Annotated in this window: 23 protein-coding genes and 1 tRNA gene; 12 read left to right on the forward strand and 12 right to left on the reverse strand. The window is 64.6% G+C overall.

From position 1 onward, the window contains the following. Positions 1 to 106: 106 nt before the first annotated feature. Both IF809_RS28290 and IF809_RS28295 read left to right on the forward strand, forming a co-directional pair. The gene (locus IF809_RS28290; protein ID WP_128966123.1) at positions 107 to 559 is read left to right on the forward strand and encodes a VOC family protein; all 453 of its coding nucleotides are present in this window, start codon (positions 107 to 109) and stop codon (positions 557 to 559) included. Positions 560 to 909: 350 nt separating this feature from the next. After that, positions 910 to 1,548: a glutathione S-transferase family protein gene (locus tag IF809_RS28295; protein ID WP_462839173.1), complete on the forward strand. Its 639-nt coding sequence runs from the start codon at positions 910 to 912 to the stop codon at positions 1,546 to 1,548. A 122-nt stretch (positions 1,549 to 1,670) separates the two neighbouring features. Here the strand turns inward: IF809_RS28295 and IF809_RS28300 are convergent, their stop codons facing one another. Further along, positions 1,671 to 1,919 carry a hypothetical protein gene (locus tag IF809_RS28300; RefSeq protein WP_462839204.1) on the reverse strand — a complete coding sequence of 83 codons (249 nt, stop codon included), beginning with the start codon at positions 1,917 to 1,919 and terminating at the stop codon, positions 1,671 to 1,673. A gap of 52 nt (positions 1,920 to 1,971) precedes the next feature. Beyond that, positions 1,972 to 2,226 (reverse strand): PilZ domain-containing protein, encoded by a 255-nt coding sequence (locus IF809_RS28305; protein ID WP_128966119.1) that lies wholly within the window; start codon positions 2,224 to 2,226, stop codon positions 1,972 to 1,974. A gap of 227 nt (positions 2,227 to 2,453) precedes the next feature. Here IF809_RS28305 and IF809_RS28310 point away from each other — a divergent pair. From IF809_RS28310 to IF809_RS28335, 6 genes are all read left to right on the forward strand, one after another. Then, positions 2,454 to 2,528: transfer RNA gene (locus tag IF809_RS28310), tRNA-Glu, on the forward strand. 201 nt (positions 2,529 to 2,729) lie between these two features. Next, positions 2,730 to 3,356, forward strand: a complete 627-nt coding sequence (locus tag IF809_RS28315; protein ID WP_462839174.1) for a PilZ domain-containing protein — start codon at positions 2,730 to 2,732, stop codon at positions 3,354 to 3,356. Positions 3,357 to 3,459: 103 nt separating this feature from the next. Beyond that, complete coding sequence (locus IF809_RS28320; protein WP_462839175.1) at positions 3,460 to 3,702, forward strand: hypothetical protein; 243 nt, start codon at positions 3,460 to 3,462, stop codon at positions 3,700 to 3,702. A 249-nt stretch (positions 3,703 to 3,951) separates the two neighbouring features. Next, positions 3,952 to 4,992 (forward strand): PrsW family glutamic-type intramembrane protease, encoded by a 1,041-nt coding sequence (locus tag IF809_RS28325; RefSeq protein ID WP_128966098.1) that lies wholly within the window; start codon positions 3,952 to 3,954, stop codon positions 4,990 to 4,992. 71 nt (positions 4,993 to 5,063) lie between these two features. Further along, the gene (locus IF809_RS28330) at positions 5,064 to 5,642 is read left to right on the forward strand and encodes an HdeD family acid-resistance protein (RefSeq protein ID WP_128966097.1); all 579 of its coding nucleotides are present in this window, start codon (positions 5,064 to 5,066) and stop codon (positions 5,640 to 5,642) included. Between the two features lie 234 nt (positions 5,643 to 5,876). After that, entirely contained in the window at positions 5,877 to 6,962 is a 1,086-nt protein-coding gene (locus IF809_RS28335; RefSeq protein ID WP_462839176.1) for a 3-deoxy-7-phosphoheptulonate synthase, read from the forward strand. Positions 6,963 to 7,020: 58 nt separating this feature from the next. Here the strand turns inward: IF809_RS28335 and IF809_RS28340 are convergent, their stop codons facing one another. Genes IF809_RS28340 through epmA form a run of 3 tightly spaced genes read right to left on the reverse strand, consistent with a single transcriptional unit; the run spans position 7,021 to position 9,461 of the window. Continuing rightward, positions 7,021 to 7,272, reverse strand: coding sequence for a hypothetical protein (locus tag IF809_RS28340; RefSeq protein WP_462839177.1), 252 nt, complete (start codon positions 7,270 to 7,272; stop codon positions 7,021 to 7,023). A gap of 45 nt (positions 7,273 to 7,317) precedes the next feature. Next, positions 7,318 to 8,412 (reverse strand): lysine-2,3-aminomutase-like protein, encoded by a 1,095-nt coding sequence (locus IF809_RS28345; protein WP_462839178.1) that lies wholly within the window; start codon positions 8,410 to 8,412, stop codon positions 7,318 to 7,320. Continuing rightward, positions 8,409 to 9,461: an EF-P lysine aminoacylase EpmA gene (gene epmA, locus IF809_RS28350; protein ID WP_128966093.1), complete on the reverse strand. Its 1,053-nt coding sequence runs from the start codon at positions 9,459 to 9,461 to the stop codon at positions 8,409 to 8,411. The genes IF809_RS28345 and epmA overlap by 4 nt, the downstream gene beginning before the upstream one ends. A 162-nt stretch (positions 9,462 to 9,623) precedes the next feature. Between epmA and efp the strand changes: the two genes are divergently transcribed. Next, the gene (gene efp / locus IF809_RS28355) at positions 9,624 to 10,190 is read left to right on the forward strand and encodes an elongation factor P (RefSeq protein WP_092301496.1); all 567 of its coding nucleotides are present in this window, start codon (positions 9,624 to 9,626) and stop codon (positions 10,188 to 10,190) included. Positions 10,191 to 10,207: 17 nt separating this feature from the next. Then, positions 10,208 to 11,833, forward strand: coding sequence for a M23 family metallopeptidase (locus IF809_RS28360; protein WP_462839179.1), 1,626 nt, complete (start codon positions 10,208 to 10,210; stop codon positions 11,831 to 11,833). 59 nt (positions 11,834 to 11,892) lie between these two features. On the opposite strand, the gene IF809_RS28365 is transcribed toward IF809_RS28360, so the two are convergent. Together IF809_RS28365 and IF809_RS28370 are read right to left on the reverse strand one after the other, a co-directional pair. Beyond that, complete coding sequence (locus IF809_RS28365) at positions 11,893 to 12,396, reverse strand: cupin domain-containing protein (RefSeq protein WP_462839180.1); 504 nt, start codon at positions 12,394 to 12,396, stop codon at positions 11,893 to 11,895. A 21-nt stretch (positions 12,397 to 12,417) separates the two neighbouring features. Further along, positions 12,418 to 12,885 carry a carboxymuconolactone decarboxylase family protein gene (locus tag IF809_RS28370; RefSeq protein ID WP_128966090.1) on the reverse strand — a complete coding sequence of 156 codons (468 nt, stop codon included), beginning with the start codon at positions 12,883 to 12,885 and terminating at the stop codon, positions 12,418 to 12,420. A 54-nt stretch (positions 12,886 to 12,939) separates the two neighbouring features. On the opposite strand from IF809_RS28370, the gene IF809_RS28375 reads away from it, so the two are divergent. Continuing rightward, complete coding sequence (locus IF809_RS28375) at positions 12,940 to 13,470, forward strand: MarR family winged helix-turn-helix transcriptional regulator (RefSeq protein ID WP_462839181.1); 531 nt, start codon at positions 12,940 to 12,942, stop codon at positions 13,468 to 13,470. A 16-nt stretch (positions 13,471 to 13,486) separates the two neighbouring features. Here the strand turns inward: IF809_RS28375 and IF809_RS28380 are convergent, their stop codons facing one another. Both IF809_RS28380 and IF809_RS28385 read right to left on the reverse strand, forming a co-directional pair. Beyond that, entirely contained in the window at positions 13,487 to 13,738 is a 252-nt protein-coding gene (locus tag IF809_RS28380) for a hypothetical protein (RefSeq protein ID WP_462839182.1), read from the reverse strand. Between the two features lie 62 nt (positions 13,739 to 13,800). Further along, positions 13,801 to 14,055, reverse strand: coding sequence for a hypothetical protein (locus tag IF809_RS28385; protein WP_462839183.1), 255 nt, complete (start codon positions 14,053 to 14,055; stop codon positions 13,801 to 13,803). 125 nt (positions 14,056 to 14,180) lie between these two features. Between IF809_RS28385 and IF809_RS28390 the strand changes: the two genes are divergently transcribed. Next, the gene (locus IF809_RS28390) at positions 14,181 to 15,410 is read left to right on the forward strand and encodes a lytic murein transglycosylase (protein ID WP_462839184.1); all 1,230 of its coding nucleotides are present in this window, start codon (positions 14,181 to 14,183) and stop codon (positions 15,408 to 15,410) included. A 6-nt stretch (positions 15,411 to 15,416) separates the two neighbouring features. On the opposite strand, the gene IF809_RS28395 is transcribed toward IF809_RS28390, so the two are convergent. From IF809_RS28395 to recJ, 3 genes are all read right to left on the reverse strand, one after another. After that, positions 15,417 to 16,211: an aldolase gene (locus IF809_RS28395; RefSeq protein WP_462839185.1), complete on the reverse strand. Its 795-nt coding sequence runs from the start codon at positions 16,209 to 16,211 to the stop codon at positions 15,417 to 15,419. Between the two features lie 96 nt (positions 16,212 to 16,307). After that, positions 16,308 to 17,117 carry an SDR family NAD(P)-dependent oxidoreductase gene (locus IF809_RS28400; protein WP_462839186.1) on the reverse strand — a complete coding sequence of 270 codons (810 nt, stop codon included), beginning with the start codon at positions 17,115 to 17,117 and terminating at the stop codon, positions 16,308 to 16,310. 43 nt (positions 17,118 to 17,160) lie between these two features. After that, positions 17,161 to 19,002, reverse strand: a complete 1,842-nt coding sequence (gene recJ, locus IF809_RS28405; RefSeq protein ID WP_164938657.1) for a single-stranded-DNA-specific exonuclease RecJ — start codon at positions 19,000 to 19,002, stop codon at positions 17,161 to 17,163. Positions 19,003 to 19,025 lie beyond the last annotated feature (23 nt).

Raw genomic sequence — 19,025 nt, forward strand, 5'->3', positions numbered from 1 at the left:
TTCGTCGGCAGCGTCAGATGTGTATAAGAGACAGCCCCACTTTCCTGCTATCTCTCCCCCGCCATCCCGGCCCAAAGCAAAACCCCGCCCCAAGGGAGCAACAACCATGCGTTATCTCCACACCATGCTGCGCGTGCGCAATCTCGATGTCGCGCTGAAGTTTTACCAGGACGCGCTGGGGCTGAAGGAGGTGCGGCGGATCGAGAACGACAAGGGGCGCTTCACGCTGGTGTTCCTGTGCTCGTCTGATGATCTCGAGGCGCTGAAGAAGCAGCCGCCGACGCGCGGCGCGCCGCTGGTCGAGCTCACCTATAACTGGGACGAGGAGACATACGGCGAGGACCGCTTCTTCGGCCATCTCGCCTATGAGGTCGACGACATCTACGCAACTTGCGAGAAGCTGCAGAAGGCCGGCGTCACCATCAACCGGCCGCCGCGCGACGGCAACATGGCCTTCGTCCGCTCGCCCGATCTGCACTCGATCGAGCTGCTGCAGAAGGGCGAGCCGAAGCCGCCGCAGGAGCCGTGGGCCTCGATGCCCAACACCGGCCATTGGTAAGGGCCGGGCCGCAGGAACAAAGGCCGCCCCGCCCGTGTTGTCCTTCCGACAAATGCGATGGAGGAGAACGCGATGGGACGCGGAATTTTGCTGTGGCTGCTGGGTGTGCCGATCCCGGTGATCATTCTGTTGTGGCTGTTCTTCGGCCACTGATATCAGCGCAAACGCATCTTCGCGTTTGTCGCGCCAGCGCAAACGCATCTCGCTGATGTCGCGCCTGATGCGCTGCAATGAAAGCTCCGCTTCCCGAAGCGGAGCTTTTTGCATGAGAGGGGCGCGGCAAGGTACATGCCTGCTCGCGGCGATTTCCGCTATCACCCGCAGCAAATAAATGCTGCGGGAGACGCTCCATGCCGGACACACAGCTGACGATCTGGGGCCGCGCCAATTCGGTCAACGTGCAGAAAGTGCTGTGGTGCCTCGCCGAGCTCGGCCTGCCCTATCAGCGCATCGACGCCGGCATGCAATACGGCAAGACGCGTGAGCCTGACTATCTTGCGATGAACCCGAATGCGCGGATCCCGACGCTGGTCGAGGGCGACTTCGTGCTGTGGGAGTCGAATTCGATCATGCGCTATCTGTGTCTGGCGCATGGGCGCGGCACGCCGATCTATCCGGAGGCGCCGAAGCTGCGCGCCGGCGTCGACCGCTGGCTCGACTGGACGCTGTCGACGGTGCAGCCGGTCGACCGCCCGGTGTTCTGGGGCATCGTGCGCACCGCGCCCGCCGAGCGCGACATGATCAAGGTGCAGCAGGATGCCGATGCGGCGGCCGAGGTCTGGGCGATCGCCGACCGCCAGCTCGCCACGCGCCCCTTCATGGAAGGCGATGCGTTCACGCTCGCCGATATCGCCGTGGGCGCCTATGCGCGGCGCTGGTTAGGGGTCGAGGGCATCACTAGGCCGGCGCAGCCGAACCTGACGCGCTGGCTCGCCGAGCTCGGCAAGCGGGTGGGATTTGCCCAGCACGTGGCGCCGCCGATGTCGTGAGCCGCCGAGGCGGCCCAAGGTGCGGTGGGAGCGCACGGAATTGCGTTGACTGCGCTGGTTCGGCCGCACCCCGCTTCTACTGTGCATGGGGTTGTTTTCGTGTTTTTGGGGTGGGCCCTGTCTCAGCGCCGGATCGCCGTGTCGACACTGATCGAGCCGCCGATCTTCACGCAGGTCCCGGTGGCCTCGACCATGTAGAAGCCGCGGCCATAGGCGGCGCAGCTGCCCGCCTTTGCGGTCCCCGGGGCGTCGCCCTTCAGCGGCAGCGTCTTGCTGGACTGCGGCTGCTCGGTCGCTGGCAGGCGCAAGGTCTCGGCCCCGGCCGCGGCGGTCAGTGCGAGGGAGATCAGGGCGAGGACGGCAAGGCGCATGCCCGCCTTGTAGCCCGGACCGCCCATAGGCGCCATCCGGCTGGCCTGGAGTTTAGAGGAACCGGACGCCGGCCGACTTGCCGCGGCGCCAGATCACCTGGCAGCTCCGCCCAGTCCGCGCGTCCCGCGCAAAGGCCATCCGGATCACGCCCGGAAGCTGGCTCGCATCCTCATCCATTGTGATCTTGGCGCCCGAGTCCGAGATGTCCTGGACCAGGCAATGCCGCGCCGCGAATCCGCCGTCGAGCGTGATCCAGGCGTGCCGCGACAGCAGCTTGCGGGCTGCGCGCTTCTTGGGCGGTGGCATCGGCGAAAAATCTCCCCCGCCAGCGCTAGCCTGGGGAACCCTAAGAAACCGTTGAAATCGCGGCCCGAACAGTCCCGGAGCCGGCTATCCACCGCCGCCAGAACAGCGTTCCGGAACGGCCTTGCCCACGGGCCGAAAGGTCACTATACGTTCGCCCGCTGCAAGCCGCCGGGCCCGACTCGGACGGCCAGCGGGCCTGTCGCTAGATACGATCAGGCCTTGCGTTTGCTCCCTTCGTCTATCGGTTAGGACGCCACCCTTTCACGGTGGAGAGAGCGGTTCGATTCCGCTAGGGAGCGCCAAGCAGCCCCTCTCATTCTCTCACCGTTTCGCCCGGGAAGCCGCCGCGCACACCAGGACGTTTTGTCGCCGCCCCCCGGCACACCACCGCTCTGGCCGTTTACCGGAAATTTACCCCTGCTCCTGAGCGCGAGTATCAATTGCTTAGAATTTGATTGCTACCGTGGAATTACGGAAACAATCAGAAGCACAATTTAGCGCCCATGTCCGTCGCAGAGTTCCTGAGGCAGCGCGCAGTGGAAGTCAGCGTGGACGGCAGCTATTCGCTGCATCGCTGGTACGATTGCGAGGGAAAGCTGCGAAATTTCGCGTGCCGCACCAAACGCGTTTCGCCGTTCCGCATGATCGTGGACGTGCCCGTCGTCGGCAAGATCGGCGAGCGCGTGACCTCCTATTTCCAGGACTTCGGCGAATTCCAATGCACCATCAGCGCCACGCTCAAGTCGGGTTTCCTGATGGAGCTCGACATGACGCGAGCGCGACGCGCCTGGATGTCGGAAAAACTGACCTGGCTCGAAAAGAAGCAGAAGGATGACAGCATCCGGGAGCTGCGGCGCGACGCGCGCTTCGTCCCACAGGCCTCGCACACCGTCCTGACGCTCGCCGACGGCAGCAGCCATTCCTGCTTCATCATCGACGTCTCCACGGCCGGCGTCGCGATCTCCTGCGAATACGATCCGCCGATCGGAACGGCGCTGGCGGTCGGGGCCTGCGTCGGGCGCGTCATCCGCAAATTCGACAATGGCTTTGCCGTGAAGTTCGCCGAAAAGCAGCAGCGCGACGACCTCGTGCGCTTGATCGTCCGCTCGGCCGTGCCGCAACCGGCTTGAGCCCCACCCAACGCCGCCCTACCGCCGCCCCATTGCAGGATCAGCCTTGAAAACGTTCGCGCCGCAGCCGGGCGCTCTAGCTGACTTGCGATCGGGGGACCGAATGGCAGTCAACAAAATTACCTGGGACAGGGTCGGCCGGGTCACCGAGCCCGGGCGCTACATGTACACGTTCGGCTGGCTCACCATCACAGCCGGCGACCTCGATATCTGGAAGCAGTACCCGCAAGCCGCATTCACTTTGCTCGCACACCGTCCCGAGCCCGACGCGACCGTCGGCGAGGAATTCCATCTCGGCGCTTTCGACATCGCGCCCGACGCCCCACCGCCCCTTACTACCCATTGAATCCAAGAAGCCCCCGTAATTCGTTGATCCAACTCGGCAATCGCTTCCCGTCAGCGTGGCGGCGATTGCTACCATGGATGACGAAAAGGCTCCGTCACGCACTTGATTGCGCTTGCATTCTGCCCGAATGACCGGGATTGATGAACGCTGGCTGTTGCGCTTGTTAATCGACGAGACAGCGAGCGCATGACAGATGGTCGCATCGGGAGACGTAGATAAGCAGACCAGGGGAACCTATTTTCGGCGCCGATGTACCTGATTGAAGCGTTACCCACTGTCATCGGAACGGCCGCCATCGCCCCGGCGCTGCTGATGCTGTGGCTCGTCATCGCCGCCGAGGAACGGCCGGGGCCGCCGACGCAGGTTTGGACTGCGTTCCTGCTCGGTGCGGCCAGCATCTCACTGCTGGGCCTTGCACGCGCCCCCTTCGCCAAGATGGTCGCCTCGCCCGATAACCCCTGGGCGGCGCTGGCCATGCATTCGATCTTCGGCGTCGCGTTACCGGAGGAAGCGGTCAAGGTCATCGCCATCGTGCTGGTCTCCTCGACCAAGCGGCGAACTTTCGCCAATCCGATGGATACCGTGGTCTACGGCGCCGCCGTCGGGCTTGGCTTCGCCGCCTACGAGAATCTCGCTTATCTCGTGCAGCATGCCGAGATGTGGCGCTCGCTGGCGGCCTTGCGCAGCGTGCTCACTGTGCCGTTCCATGGTGCACTCGGCATCATTGCCGGCGCTTACCTCACGATCGCGCGTGCCGGCACCGCACTGGGCGCGAACCGCCGTCATCGCGACTGGGCCCGTCTCTCCAGTCGGCTGTTGATGCTGGCAGGCCCGCTGGCGTTGCATTCGGCCTTCGACTTCCCGCTGCTCACCCTGCAACAGATGCCGGATCTCGATCCGACACTGCGGATGTGGCTGGGCGGCGCGAGCCTGCTGATCGGCTTCAGCTCGATCGCTTTCGCAATTCGCCTGGTCCGGCGCGTCGCTCGCCATCACGCGCCCCGGACCGACGTCGCGCGGGAGCGGCTCAGCCAGTTGCGGCGGATGTGGGCACTGCTGCTCGCCGGCGGCGGCGTCGGCTTCCTCGGCCTGGCCTTCGTGCTGACCTCGATCCATCACTGGCTAGTCAACCCCGAGCGCAATCTGACATTGGCCCTGATCCCGATCGGGCTCACCTCCATCCTGCTCGGCCTTGCCCTTCTGATTGTCACAACGGCGATCTACATTCTTGGCCGCAACCGCATCCGGACCAGCGCGGAAGGCTTTTCCTCGGCACCCGGCGGCGGGTAAGCTCGCAGGATGGCGAGCGCACCGCGCGCATACTAGATTGAGCACACGCCCGTCGATCTTGGAGCCTGCCAATGACATCGCCCGACGAATTTTCACGATTGCAATCCGCGATGAGCGAGGCAGTCAAGGCGCATTGGAAAGCATTTCTGTTCGAGGGCATCCTGCTCGCCATCCTCGGTGTTGCCGCACTGGTCCTGCCGCCGCTCGCAAGCCTTGCGACCGCGATCTTCCTCGGCTGGATGTTCCTGATCAGCGGCATCGGCGGACTGATCGCAACCTATTGGGCGCGCCACGCACCGGGCTTCTGGTGGTCGCTGATCTCGGCGGCCCTCGCAACGCTGACGGGCATGCTCCTCCTGGCCCGCCCGATGCAGGCCGTACTGACACTCACCATCGTGCTCGGCGCTTACTTCCTCGCCGAGGGCGTCACTACCATCATGTATGCGCTCGAGCACCGTCGCGAGCTCAGCGGCCGCTGGTCGTGGCTCCTGGTCTCTGGCCTGGTCGACATCGCGATCGCGTTCATGGTGATCACGGGATTGCCGAGCTCGGCGGAATGGGCCGTCGGCGTGCTCGTCGGTATCAATCTGCTGTTCGGCGGCGCCACCCTGATCGGCATGGCTCTGGCGGCGCGCAAAAGCAACAGTTGAGCTGCCTCGAAGTCCCTCGCGCCGAGTGGGGGGTGACAAGGCGCCCACGGCGCGCTATATGGCCCATCATGATCACCATCGCCACCAGCTACTTTTGGTACTTTAGCTACGACAGCTCGCTGGCGGCAGGAGGATCGCGCTCAATCTGAAATATTGAAGCAAACGTCCGAACAGCCGCCAGGCCTGGCGGCTTTTTTATTGCCGGCAGGTTCTCGAAACAGACAGGAGCCCGCCGTGCTGAGCACGACCGACGATCTTCGTATCCGCGAACTGAAAGAGCTGAGCACGCCGGAGGATGTGATGCGGGAAGTCCCGCGCACCCTCACGGCCACCCGCTTGGTGATGGCAGCCCGTAACGCCATTCACGCCATTCTCAATGGCCAGGACGACCGGCTTCTGGTCGTGGTCGGCCCCTGCTCGGTGCATGATGCCATGGCTGCGCTCGACTACGCCGAGCGTCTTGCCAAACTGCGTGAGGACCTCGCCGATCAACTCGAGATCGTGATGCGGGTCTATTTCGAGAAGCCGCGCACCACGATCGGCTGGAAGGGACTCATCAACGATCCCGATCTCGATGGCAGCTTCGACATCAACAAGGGCCTGCGGCTCGCGCGCAGCGTGCTGTCGGCCATCAACAATCTCGGCCTGCCCGCCGGCACCGAATTCCTCGACATGACGACGCCGCAATACATTGCGGATCTCGTCTCCTGGGCCGCGATCGGCGCACGCACGACCGAGAGCCAGATTCACCGCGAGCTGGCTTCGGGCCTGTCCTGCCCGGTCGGCTTCAAGAACGGCACTGATGGTAATGTTCGTATTGCCGCGGACGCGGTGAAATCGGCCTCGCATCCGCATCATTTCATGGCCGTCACAAAACTCGGCCGCTCGGCGATCGCCTCGACCGCGGGCAACGAGGACTGTCACATCATCCTGCGCGGCGGAGCTAAGCCGAACTTCGACGCGGCGAGCGTCGCGGCGGCCTGCAACGAGCTGGCGAAATCCGGCGTCGCGCCGCTGGTGATGGTGGATGCGAGCCACGCCAATTCGAGCAAGAAGCCGGAGAACCAGCCGCTGGTCATGGCCGACATCGCGGGCCAGATCTCCGGCGGCGAGAGCCGCATCATGGGGGTGATGATCGAGAGCAACTTGGTCGCCGGCCGCCAGGACGTCGTGGCGGGCAAGCCGCTTTTGTACGGCCAGAGCATCACCGACGGATGCATCGATTGGGCGACCACGGCAGGCGTACTCGATCAGCTCGCCGACGCGGTCGAGATCCGCCGCAACGCTGCGCGCGCCGGACGACACGAGCGCTCCGCATAGAACGCGGTGTAAGGCGGGCGGGGCGATGCGCGCCCTGCCCGCCGCTGGAATTATCGCTCTAGCAGCCGCGGCAGATGCTCTTGATCTTCTTGTCGAGCAGAGCGTCTTCTTTGTTCACGGGATTGTTTGGATCGCTCAGAGTCTTCTCGCTCGGCACATCGCCCGCGCGCGGCTGGCGGTGACCGACAGGGGCCTGCGGCAACGTTCCCGACGTGGCCCCGCCCGAGGGCGATCCCTTGGCGGCGGGCTGGGCAATCGCCATACCGCCGAGCAAGACCACGAGCGATGCTGCGATCATGATCTTCTTCATCTTCGATCCTCCATTCCTCAAGCCCGACGTCTCCTCCGCGACCACTCAGGTCTCGGGCGGATAGAGATGAACGTCGCCGCAATAGTCGATGATACGATAGCGCGTTTCCGTCACCGCATCACCCGCATCGGCTGCGGTATTTTGCGCCGCCAACACATAATTCGGCCCCACGGGCGATTTGCCGGCGCCCCCGGGGATATCGATCACGTATTCCGGCTGACACAGTCCTGACACCCGTCCGCGCAGCTCCCGCATCAAGTCCTGTCCACGCGCCAGCGTCGTTCGCAGATGCGCGGTGCCGGGCGCCAGATCGCCATGATGCAGGTAGTACGGCTTGATCCGGCACTCGACGAAGGCCCGCATCAAATCCGACAGAGCAGCGACGTTGTCGTTGACGCCGCTCAAAAGCACGGACTGGCTCACCATGGGAATGCCGGCATCGATCAGCTGCGCGCAGGCGGCGCGGGCCCCCCCCGTCAGCTCGCGCGCATGGTTGGCATGCAGCGCAACCCAGGTGGTGGCGCCCTCGACTTTCAACGCAGCCACCATCTCGTCAGAGATGCGCGAGGGTTCAGCCACAGGCACGCGCGTGTGAAGACGGATGATCTTGACGTGATCGATCGCAGCGAGATCAGCCATGATCTCGCTCATCCGACGTGGCGACAGCATCAGGGGATCACCCCCGGTCAGGATCACCTCCCAGATCTCGCTATGCGCACGGATATAGTCGACCGCCGCGCGATAGCCACTGTCCGAGAGTGCGTTCTCCTTGCCCGGCCCCACCATCTCGCGGCGGAAGCAGAAACGGCAATAGACCGCGCAGACGTGAACGAGCTTGAACAGCACGCGATCGGGGTAACGATGCACGATCCCTGGAACCGGCGAATGTGGATGATCTCCGATCGGATCGGCGTCCTCGCCCGGTTGCATTTCCAGCTCCGCGGCCGTCGGAACGAACTGACGGGCGATAGGGTCGTCGGGATCAGAGGTGTCGATGAGTTCGACCAGCGCAGGTGTGATCGCAACCGCGTAGCGCGCAGCGACTCTCTCGAGCGAGGGCAGTAACGTCGCGGGCGCGAGGTCCGCGGCTACGAGCTCGGCCGGCTCACGCAATGTTCGTGCAAGATCGGCTTTCGTCATCTCTCACCCGCAGGCGGCGTCCACACCACCTGATCGATCCGTGTTGCGCCACTTGCCAGCATCACCAGTCGGTCGAACCCGAGCGCGACGCCGCTCGCCTCCGGCATGGCGGCGACCGCGGCCAAAAAGTCCTCGTCCAGCGGATAGGTCTCGCCGTAACGGCGCTGCTTCTCCGTCATGGCCTCCATGAAGCGCTTGCGCTGCTCCTCGGCGTCGGTGAGTTCGCCAAAGCCGTTGGCGAGCTCGACTCCGCAGGCATAGACCTCAAACCGCTCGGCGACCCTGGGATCGCCAGCCTTCACCCGCGCCAGCGCCGCCTCGGGAGATGGGTATTCGAACAAAATGGTCAAACGCCCCTGCCCGAGATGCGGCTCGACATGCTCGACCAGGACCTTGCTGAAAATGTCCGACCAGGTGTCATCCTCGGCGATGCGGACTTTGCCGCCGGCCGCCTGGGCGAGCGCGGCACGGTTACCCTCGTTGCCCGAGATTGTCGACAGCAGGTCGATCCCGGCGAACCGGCCGAAAGCGCCCGCAACCGTCAGCAGTTCCGGTTCGGCGAAGGGGTCGGCGGTGCGGCCTCGGAACGAGAAAGTCCCGATGCCGGTTGCCTGCGCGGCCGTGGCGATGACGACCACCGTATCGGCCATGATGGCATCATAGGGGGTGTCGGCCCGGTACCACTCCAGCATAGTGAATTCGGGCAGATGCAGGTCGCCGCGCTCACGGTCGCGGAATACCCGGGCGAATTCGAAAATCCGCTCTTCCCCGGCTGCCAGCAGCTTCTTGCAGGCGAATTCCGGCGAGGTCCGCAAATACCGGCTGGCACGGCTGCCGTCCGGCCGCATGATCTCGGTCCGGGGCGCGTGCAGATGGGTCTCGTTGCCGGGAGAGACCTGGAGGACGGAGGTTTCGACCTCGACGAACCCCTGCTCGGCGAAAAAGCCCCTGATTGCCCCGGTGATGGCGCCCCTGGCCTGGAGGAAAGGCCGCCGGTCGAGGTGCCTCCCGGACGACCAGAACGGCGAGATTGGCTTGTCCCCAGCCATTAACCGACCGCCCCGCGAGCCAGCAAAGTGCTGGCATCCAACGGCAAAATCAGTATGTTGCGGCCCGAAACGGGCGCCGAGGTCTGATTTGAGGCCCCAAGTCCCCCATCGATTTGACCACGTCCTGGCCGGTGCCGGGCCAAGCAAGCAGGAAATATAGCTTTGAGAGTCATCGCAAGTTCTATTCGCAAAGGCAACGTGATCGAGCAAGACGGCAAGCTCTATGTCGTCGTGAGCGCCGAGAACATCCACCCCGGCAAGGGCACTCCGGTCAGCCAGATCGAAATGCGCCGAATCTCGGACGGGGTAAAGATCTCCGAACGCTACAAGACCACCGACCAGGTCGAAAAGGCCACGATCGAAGAGCGCAACTACACGTTCCTGTATGAAGACGGCGACGGCTTCCACTTCATGAACCCCGAGACCTACGATCAGGTCCAGGTTTCCAAGGACGTCGTGGGCGACGCGGCCGCCTATCTTCAGCCAGACATGACCGTCAAGCTGTCGTTGCACGACGTCAACGTCGTCTCGCTCGCGCTGCCGCAGCGCGTGACACTGGAAGTGGTCGAGACTGAGCCTGTGACCAAGGGCCAGACCGCCTCTTCCTCCTACAAGCCGGCCGTGCTCTCGAACGGCGTCCGCACCACCGTGCCGCCCCACATCTCCGTCGGCACCCGCATCGTGGTGATGACCGAAGACGGCTCCTACTCCGAGCGCGCCAAGGACTAAGCGAGGAATCAAAGCAGGTGGCGCCGGGGGGCGAGACAGTGGTTGGGAACAGGTTCCGCTTCGTCTCGCTGCTTCTGGCGTCGCTGTCGCTCTTGACCGCCAAACCGCTGGCTGCGGACGAAATCCGCAGCCCGTCGCTCACGGCTCTGCGCGTCGATTGGCGCGCGGCGCTCGACCAGCTCCGTACCGAGATCAACAGTCGCCCTCAGGTCGCAGCGGATTTCACCTTCGTGCCGCGCCGTTCGGTGGCGCGCTTCGATCCCCGCGCGATGCCGGCACTGGTGCAGCTCAACGCGGTTTCCTCCCAATTCTTCACCGGCATTCCCCGCAGCCCGATTCCCGTATTGCTGCCGTTCGATGCCGCCGCCTATCTCGAGGCGCAACGCAGCAGCGCTCCCGGCACGACGCTCGCGGTGGCGCGCTACCAGGCGGATTTCGATCCCGTTGACATGTTCGACGCCGGCCCTGCCGGCTACAGCGCGACGTTTTCGCTCAAGCCTGGCGCCGGCGACGGCATGCCGACACGAACCTTTGCCAAACCGGTCGAAGTCCAGATCACGGGATCGGCGCTGGTCTACGACATCGCCGATCCCGCCGGCGGCAAGGGAGAGCCCGTCAAATCGCTTGCGACCACCTATCCCGACCTGCGCAAGTTCATCCGCGAAGGCTTTTTGCGCTACGCCTTCACGCGGTTCGGCGCCGCTTATGTCGTGTCGATCCAGTGCCTGGACAGCGTCGCAAAGCCGCGGCGACTTGCCTGCAAGGAAGCCTATCCCGTTGCCGAGCGCTTCCTGAAGGCGCTGCATGTGGCTGGCGGCCAACGCATGCGGCCGCTCATGGACGTCTCCTCCGAGTTGATCGATCGTCCTGCCGACCGGTCGACGGATTTCAGCTACAGGCCGAGCGGCGACATCATCCCGAACACCGGCTATCGCAAGCAGGGCGGCCACCCCGATGTGATGGCCTACGCCCAGATTCGCTTTCCCCTCGAGAAAGCGCCGGCCTTCGTGCATTCGCAATCCTACGCCAAGCGCGACAAGGCCGATGGGCCGACCGCCTATCCCTGGCGTGATAATTTCTGCGAGTCGCGCAGCTTCGAAGTGTGGCAGTGCGCCGGCGGCTATGGCCACCAGGGCGAGGACATCCGCGCCGCCAACTGCCCCTCCTCCGGAGACAATCACGAGCCCTGCGATCCCAGGCAGCGCAGCGTCGTTGCCGTACGCGACGCCGTCGTGATCCGCGCGCCCAGCGACCAGGCCGCCACGCTCGAGGTCAACAGCCGGACCGAGCATATCCGCTTCCGCTATATGCACATGAACCCGCACGCGTTGAACGACAGCGGCGTGCTCAATGGCCGCATCGTCAACGAAGGCGAAAAGATCGGCGTGGTCTCGAACTACCTCGATCATCCCGCCGGCACGTCGATGCATCTGCATTTCGACGTCCAGGTGTTCACCCGGGACGGCTGGATCTGGGTCAACCCCTATGCCACCCTGGTCTCAGCCTATGAGCGTCTGATCCGCGCCCGCGGCCGCGAGATTGGCCCGGAGATCGCAAGCACCCCGCAACCGGTCGCCCATGCGCTGCCCGAGGAAGTGATCAAGCCCGACCTGCGCGAGGGATCGAGCAGCGAAGGCAATTGAGAACACAGTGCGATGGGTATCCCGGCTGATCGACGCAATATCCGGGATACCGTTGCCGACTATTCCAGGTAGGTCGTCAGCTGCGCGCCCTCATCGGCCACGAACACCGCGATCAATTCTGCGGGCTCCGTGGTGCTCGCGTTGGCCGAGACCAGGTGTGTCGCACCTGGCGGCTCGAAAAAGGACTGGCCGACACCAAACGTCTCGACGGGGCCGCCGCCGAGCTGGGAACGGATCTCGCCCTTTGTGATGTAAGCAGTCACCGAGCCGGCATGCCGGTGCGGCCGCGAAAACCCGCCCGGGCCATAGAACACGCGCACGATAGTGACACGCTTTCCCGGAACGTTGGGCAGCGCGTAGGACGCAATCGGCTCGACCTTGTCGAGCGGCGAACTCTCGGCGGCCGTGGCGCAGAGCGGCGCGAGTGCTCCCGTGACGGTGTCCATCGCCACTGGCAGCCCCTTTCCGATCGCGAGCGCGCAGGCCAGCCCGCCAACGACGGCAAGGGCGACGGAGCGCAACGGCATTGGGCGCAGCGGCGTAGCCAAATTCATGGCGGTCATCACAACCTCCCCTTGTTCGGATCAGGACGCCACGGGCGGTCGCTTCGCCGGCGTCCATTGGAAGGCTGCGCCAAACCGGTTCCAAACGTTGATCGAGGCAATCGCGGATGTCAGGTACATCAGTTCGGTCTCGGAGAACTCGCGCTGCACTTCTGCATACACCTCGTCGCCGAAGCCGTCAGGGAGCAGCGTCAGAGCCTCGGCCCAAGCCAGCGCCGCGCGCTCCCGCGCCGAGTAAATCGGCGCCTCGCGCCACACTGCCACAAGATGGAGCTTGTCGACCGGAACCCCGAGCCGCTCCGAGAGCAGGACATGATGCTGCACGCAAAAGGCGCAGCCATTGATCTGTGAGGCACGTAGCTTCACGAGCTCGAGAAGCTGTTTGTCGAGACCGGCCTTGGCCGCGACCTGCCCCAGCGCCAGTACCAGATCATACGCATCCGGCGCGATCCTCTTGAAATCTTCGTATTCGCTGCGGGCATGTGACATTGCCGTTCACCTCGTGCTATTATAAGACTGCTTATATCTTATAAGAGCTCTTATATGACACGCAAGCCCGCCAGCATCACAAGATCGCAACCGCAGCGGAAAACGCCTGGCCCTGCAAACGACAGCCCGGTGCATGTTCCCGCCCCCGGCGAAGGCAAGCGCGGCGAGCAGGGGTATCTCGGCTATCTCCTGCGCCAGGCCCATGCCGCGGTTCGGCTGAAGATGGAACGCGCGCTGGCCGATCTCGGCGTCACCTCGCCGCAATTTGCCGTGCTGACCATGCTGAATGCTTATCCTGGACTGTCGGGTGCCGACGTCGCCCGTCTCACCTTCCTGACTCCGCAGACCGTCGGGGTGATCATCCGCAATCTTGCGCGCGACGGTGCGATCCTGATGACGCCCCATCCTGTCCACGGTCGCATTCAGCAATGGACGCTGACACCGCGCGGCGCGACGCTGCTGAAAACCTGCCGGGAACGCGTGATCGCATTGGAGAAGCGTCTGGCCAGTGGCCTCGATGCCAAAGCGGAGGCAAGCATTCGCCGCTGGCTTGCCAATGTTGCGACGGAGTTACAGGAAGACTAGGCGAGCCCCGTCCTCCCTACCCCTCCTTCAAGACGTTCTTGACTTCGCCATCGGGCCAGCTTTCGCCGGCGGCAATCACGCGGACGCGGCTGCGGTCCATAGCATTAATCAGCACATGCGAACTCACCCGGTCGCCGCTCGACTCCAGGTACAAATCCGTTTCAGGCTTCCAGCTTAGGGTTGCTGCGAGATCGCCAGGGAAAATCCGCCAGCACGATCCGTCGTCGAGTTCGACGACATGGCTTTCCGCATGCGTGCGTATCTTCATTCAACCCCGAAGTCTTACCGAAGAAGGCGGGCCCCGGCATGCATGGCCGGGACCCTGCTCATTCAGTCGTTGTCGTGATGAATCACGGTCTTGCTGCGGTTACCGAACTCATCTTCCTTCTTGATCACAGTGGTGCGGTCGGCGGGCTGGCGCTCCTTGATGACAGTGATCCGGTCGCGATCCCGGTCACGATACTCGTGGGACTCTCCGACCGTGACGCCGGCGCCAACCGGACCGACGTGGACACCAACTTCGTCGGCCAACGCCGGCGCGGCGATGGCTGTGATCATGGCAGCGGCAAACAGATATTTCCTCATCTCGTTCTCCTCCAATCTCGTGCGAAGGGAATGCAGCAGTGCGACACTTTGTTCCGGGGGAACAGCTGTTCCGCGCGTTCCAGGAACCGGCTCCCAAGCGCCGTGTTTCCCGCTAGAATGGCTGCATGAGACACCTTGATTCCTCGACCCGTCGCACCCGCCGTGCCCTGCTCCAATCCGCGCTCGGTGCAGCCGCGCTGCTGCTCCTCCCGACACGCGTCCTCGCCTCGCCTCCCGGCTTCGACGAATGGCGCGAGGGTTTTCGCGCACGCGCGATGGCCAAGGGCATTTCAGCTGCGACCTGGCAGCGCGCGATGGCGCGGGTCGAACCTGACATGAGCGTGTTCAAGCAGATGCGCAACCAGCCCGAATTCCACGAGCAGGTCTGGCAGTACATCAATCGCCGCGTCTCGGACTGGCGCATCATCAATGGCAAGATCGCGCTGAAGAACAACGAGGCATTGTTCGCACGCATCGAGCGCGATTTCGGCGTCGAGCGCGGCACGCTGCTGGCGTTATGGGGCGTGGAGTCGGCCTACGGCGATCCCCTCGTGCAGCAGAACCACATGACGCCGGTGTTTCCTTCGCTGGCCGCCCTCGCCTGGAACGAGCCGCGCCGCAAGGCCTATTGGGAAGCCGAGCTGATCAACGCGTTGCGCATTGTCGACAAGGGCTGGAGCACGCCCGAGGAGATGCGCGGCTCCTGGGCCGGCGCGATGGGACATTCGCAATGGATGCCGGAGGTCTGGCTCAATGTCGGCATCGACTACGACGGCGACGGCAAGGTCTCGCCGTTCGGCAAGCCCGACGACGCGCTCGGCTCCACCGCAAAATATCTCGTCAACCGCGGCAAATGGCATCGCGGCGAGCATTGGGGCTACGAGGTGCGCGCGCCAAGCGAGATGAGCGGCAGCCGAACCTATGCGGCGTGGCAAGCGGCTGGCGTCACCCGCGCCGACGGCCAGCCCTTTCCGCAGCCGAATGCTTCCGCACAGATGTGGACGCCGGTCGCAGGTGGGCCGACGTTCCTGCTGGGCCCGAACTTCTACTCGGTGAAGAGCTACAATCCCTCGATGAATTATGCGCTCGCGATCTGCCATCTCGGCGATCGCTGCCTCGGCGCGCCGCCTTTCATCCAGCCGTTCCCCGGCTCCGAGCGCGTGCTGACGCTCGCCGAGGTCCAGGAGATGCAGACGAGGCTGACCAAGGCCGGGTTCGACACCGGCGGCACCGACGGCCGGGTCGGCAACGACACCATGAAGGCGATCAAGGATTTTCAGCTGCGGGCCGGGATCACGCCCGCCGACGGCTATGGCGGGCTGAAGGTGCTGGCCAAGCTGCGTCATGGATCTTGAGCGGCTTCAGTGCCGATACTGCGGCTCCTCCGCATCGAGCCGGCGGCGGATCGCGGCGAGATGCAGCCGCGCGGATTCAGAATCGCCCTCGCGCATCTGCTTGTAGGTTGCGGCAGCAATGGCAGGGTCGACCGGCAGCACTTCCCGTCCCGTCGACATCGCCAGCACCTGCACTTCGGCGGCGCGTTCGAGATAGAAGAGATCGTCCCAGGCTTCCGCGATCGTCGGCGCCAGCACCATGACACCGTGATGCTTCATGAAGACGATGTCGGCATCGCCCACGGCGGAAGCAATCCGCGCACCCTCGCTGGCATCGAGCGCGAGACCGTTGTAATCGCGGTCGACTGCGGTGCGGCCGTAGAATTTCAATGCGGTCTGGCCGGCCCAGATCAAGGGATCGCCCTCGGTCATCGATAACGCCGTCGCGTAGGGCATGTGGGTGTGAAAGGCGACCTTCGCGCGCGGCAGGCGCTTGTGCATCTCGGCATGGATGTAAAAGGCGGTCGCTTCGGGCACGCCCTCGCCGTCGAGCACGTTCCCGTGGAAGTCGCAGATCAGGAGCTTCGACGCCGTCAACTCGCGGAAGGCGTAGCCGTAAGGGTTGACGAGAAAAAGATCGTCATGACCTGGCACCACCGCCGAGAAGTGGTTGCAGATGCCCTCCTCAAAACCGTTGCGCGCGGCCATACGGAAACAGGCGGCGAGATCCTCGCGCGCGGTGCGGATCGCTTCCGTGGCGAGATCCGGCCGGTTCGAGCGGAATGGCGCGGCTGCCGAGGAAGAATGAAGACTGTGCGCCATGGCGAAGGACACCTTTGTCGGTCGGAGATTACCGACGTTGTACAGGGGCTGCGCCTGCGCGTCAGCCCCTGCGGCTGCCCCCCTGCCTTGCGCAGCTCACGCGCGCCGCGGCACGCCGCCGGCGTTCATGCCGCCATCGATGACGAGTTCGCTGCCGGTCACGTAGCGAGAGGCATCGGAGGCCAGATACAGCACGCCGGAGGCAATCTCCGCCGCCTGCCCGGCGCGGCCGAGTGGGGTTGCAATCCTGGCCCGCTCCTCGGGATCGATCGGAGCGTTCTGACCTGCGCCGGCGGCGCCCGTGGGGATCTTGCCCCAGATCGGCGTATCGATGATGCCGGGATGGACCGAATTGACGCGGATACCGTCGCCGACAGCTGCGCACTCCATCGCGATCGATTTGGCGAACAGCCGGACGCCACCCTTGGTGGCCGAGTAGGCCGACAGGCCGGGCGCGCCGCGCAGCCCCGCGAGCGACGACATCATGACGATCGAACCGCCGCCATGCTTGCGCATCAAAGGCAGGCAATGTTTCACCGAGAGAAACACGCCATCCAGATTGATCGCATTCTGCTTGCGCCAGTCGGAGAGCGTCATCTCGGTGATCGAGGGCACCGCAATGCCGATGCCGGCATTGGAGACCATGATGTCGAGCCGGCCGTAGCGCTTGCCGATCTCGGCAACGATCTCAATCCAGCGCTCCTCGCTGGTGACGTCCTGCTTCAGGAAGACCGCGTTGCCGCCGGCTTTTGTGACGCGCGCCGCGAGTTCGGGCCCGCGCAATTCGTCGATGTCGGTGATGACGACGGTCGCGCCTTCGCGCGCGAACAACTCGACGATCGCCTCGCCGATACCAGAGGCGCCGCCCGTAACCAGCGCGATCTTGCCTTCAACCTGCCCTGCCATGTTCACTCCCTTTCTTTTTTCTTGTTTCAGCTGTTCGAGGTCGTCATCTAATCACGGATGGCCCTTGGTCCGGAAGCGCGACGTCGATGACGCGAAACTGCACGCGCTCGGCACCCTGATAGCGATCGACCGACAGGGAGCCCGCGACATGCAGTTGCTGGCCGCGATTGGCGAGCAGTGCATTGCCGAGCTTTTGCCCGACCGAACGGAACGCGATGCCATTGACGATGGCGCCGTCGCCAGACTTGAAGCGAAGGCGCAAATGCGCCTGCCCGACCTCGTCGGCGAAGACCAGTTGATGCGCCGGCAGCGCCAGCACCGGCTCGGGATTACCGCTGCCGAAGGGACCGGCGCGATTGAGCGTGGCCGCAAGCTCCGTCGTGACCGCACGCGCCGAAACTGCACCGTCGATGTAGAGCTCGTTGACATGGCGCGCCTCGGCGACATCCTGCGCCAGGGCGTTCTCGAGATAGGCGCGAAATTCTGCGAGCTTCTCTTTCCGCAGCGTCACGCCCGCGGCCATCGCGTGCCCGCCGCCCTTGAGCAGAATCCCGTCGGCGACCGCTTGCCGAACCACCCTGCCGAGATCGACGCCGGCGATGGAGCGGCCCGATCCGGTGCCGATGCCGCCGGGCTCCAGCGCAATCGCAAAAGCCGGCCGTGAGAACTTCTCTTTCAGCCGCGAGGCGACGAGGCCGACCACGCCGGGATGCCAGCCTTCGGACGCAGTGACGATGACACTGAGCTTGTCCTCCAGCCCGATCGAAGCCAGTGCCTCGGCTTCGGCCTGCGCTTCAGCCGCCTGCTCGATCACGCGGCGTTCGCTATTGAGGCGGTCGAGCTCAGCGGCGATGCGGGCGGCCTCGACGCTGTCGCCTTCCAGCAGCAGCCGCACGCCGAGATCGGCCCGGCCGATACGGCCGCCGGCATTGACGCGTGGCCCCAGCATGAAGCCAAGATGCCAGGCCTCCGGCGGTCCGTTCAATCGCGCCACATCCATCAGCGCGGTGTGGCCGACATGGTCGCGCCGCCGCATCGCGATCAGCCCTTTGGCGACGAAAGCGCGGTTCAGGCCGATCAGAGGCGCGACATCCGCGACGGTGCCGAGGGCGACGTGATGGAGCATGCCGAGCAAATCGGGCTCGGGCATTTCCGCGGTCCAGAAGCCGCGCTGGCGCAGCTCTCTGTTGACCGCGACCAGCGTTACCAGCACGAGACCGACGGCGGCGAGATGACCGAGTCCGGAGAGATCGTCGAGCCGGTTCGGATTGACCAGTGCGTCCACCTCCGGCAGGTCGGTACCGGCCTGGTGATGGTCGATCACCACCACGGACATGCCGAGACGCTTGGCCTCGGCCAGCGGCTCGATGCTGGTGGTGCCGCAATCGACCGTGACGAGCAGCGTGGCGCCCTTGGCCGCCAGCCCGCGCACGGCTTCGACGTTCGGGCCGTAGCCCTCGAAAATGCGATCGGGAATGTGGATCAGCGGATCGAGCCCGCAATGGCGCAGGTGCCAGGCGAGCAGCGCCGCCGAGGTGGCCCCATCGACGTCGTAGTCGCCGAAGATCGCGACCTTCTCGCCCTTGGCGGCCGCATCGGCGATGCGCTTTGCGGCGGTCTCCATCTCCGTGACCGTGAACGGATCCGGCATCAGCTTGCGGATCGTCGGATCGAGGAAATCAGGCACGGCATCGATGTCGACCCCGCGGCCGGCCAGCACCCGCGCCAGCAATTCGGGCAATTGGTGACGCTGCACGATGGCGAGCGCCGTGGCGGCGCCGCGCCCGTCCAGCCGGTCGCGCCAGAGCTTGTCGGTCAGCGAGCGCGCCACGCCCAGGAAGGCCTGGGGCATTTCGACGGGCAAGGCGGTGGCGGGTGGCGTCATGATTCAAGGGTTCAAGTGGTCCG

The organism is Bradyrhizobium sp. UFLA06-24 (assembly GCF_054967145.1).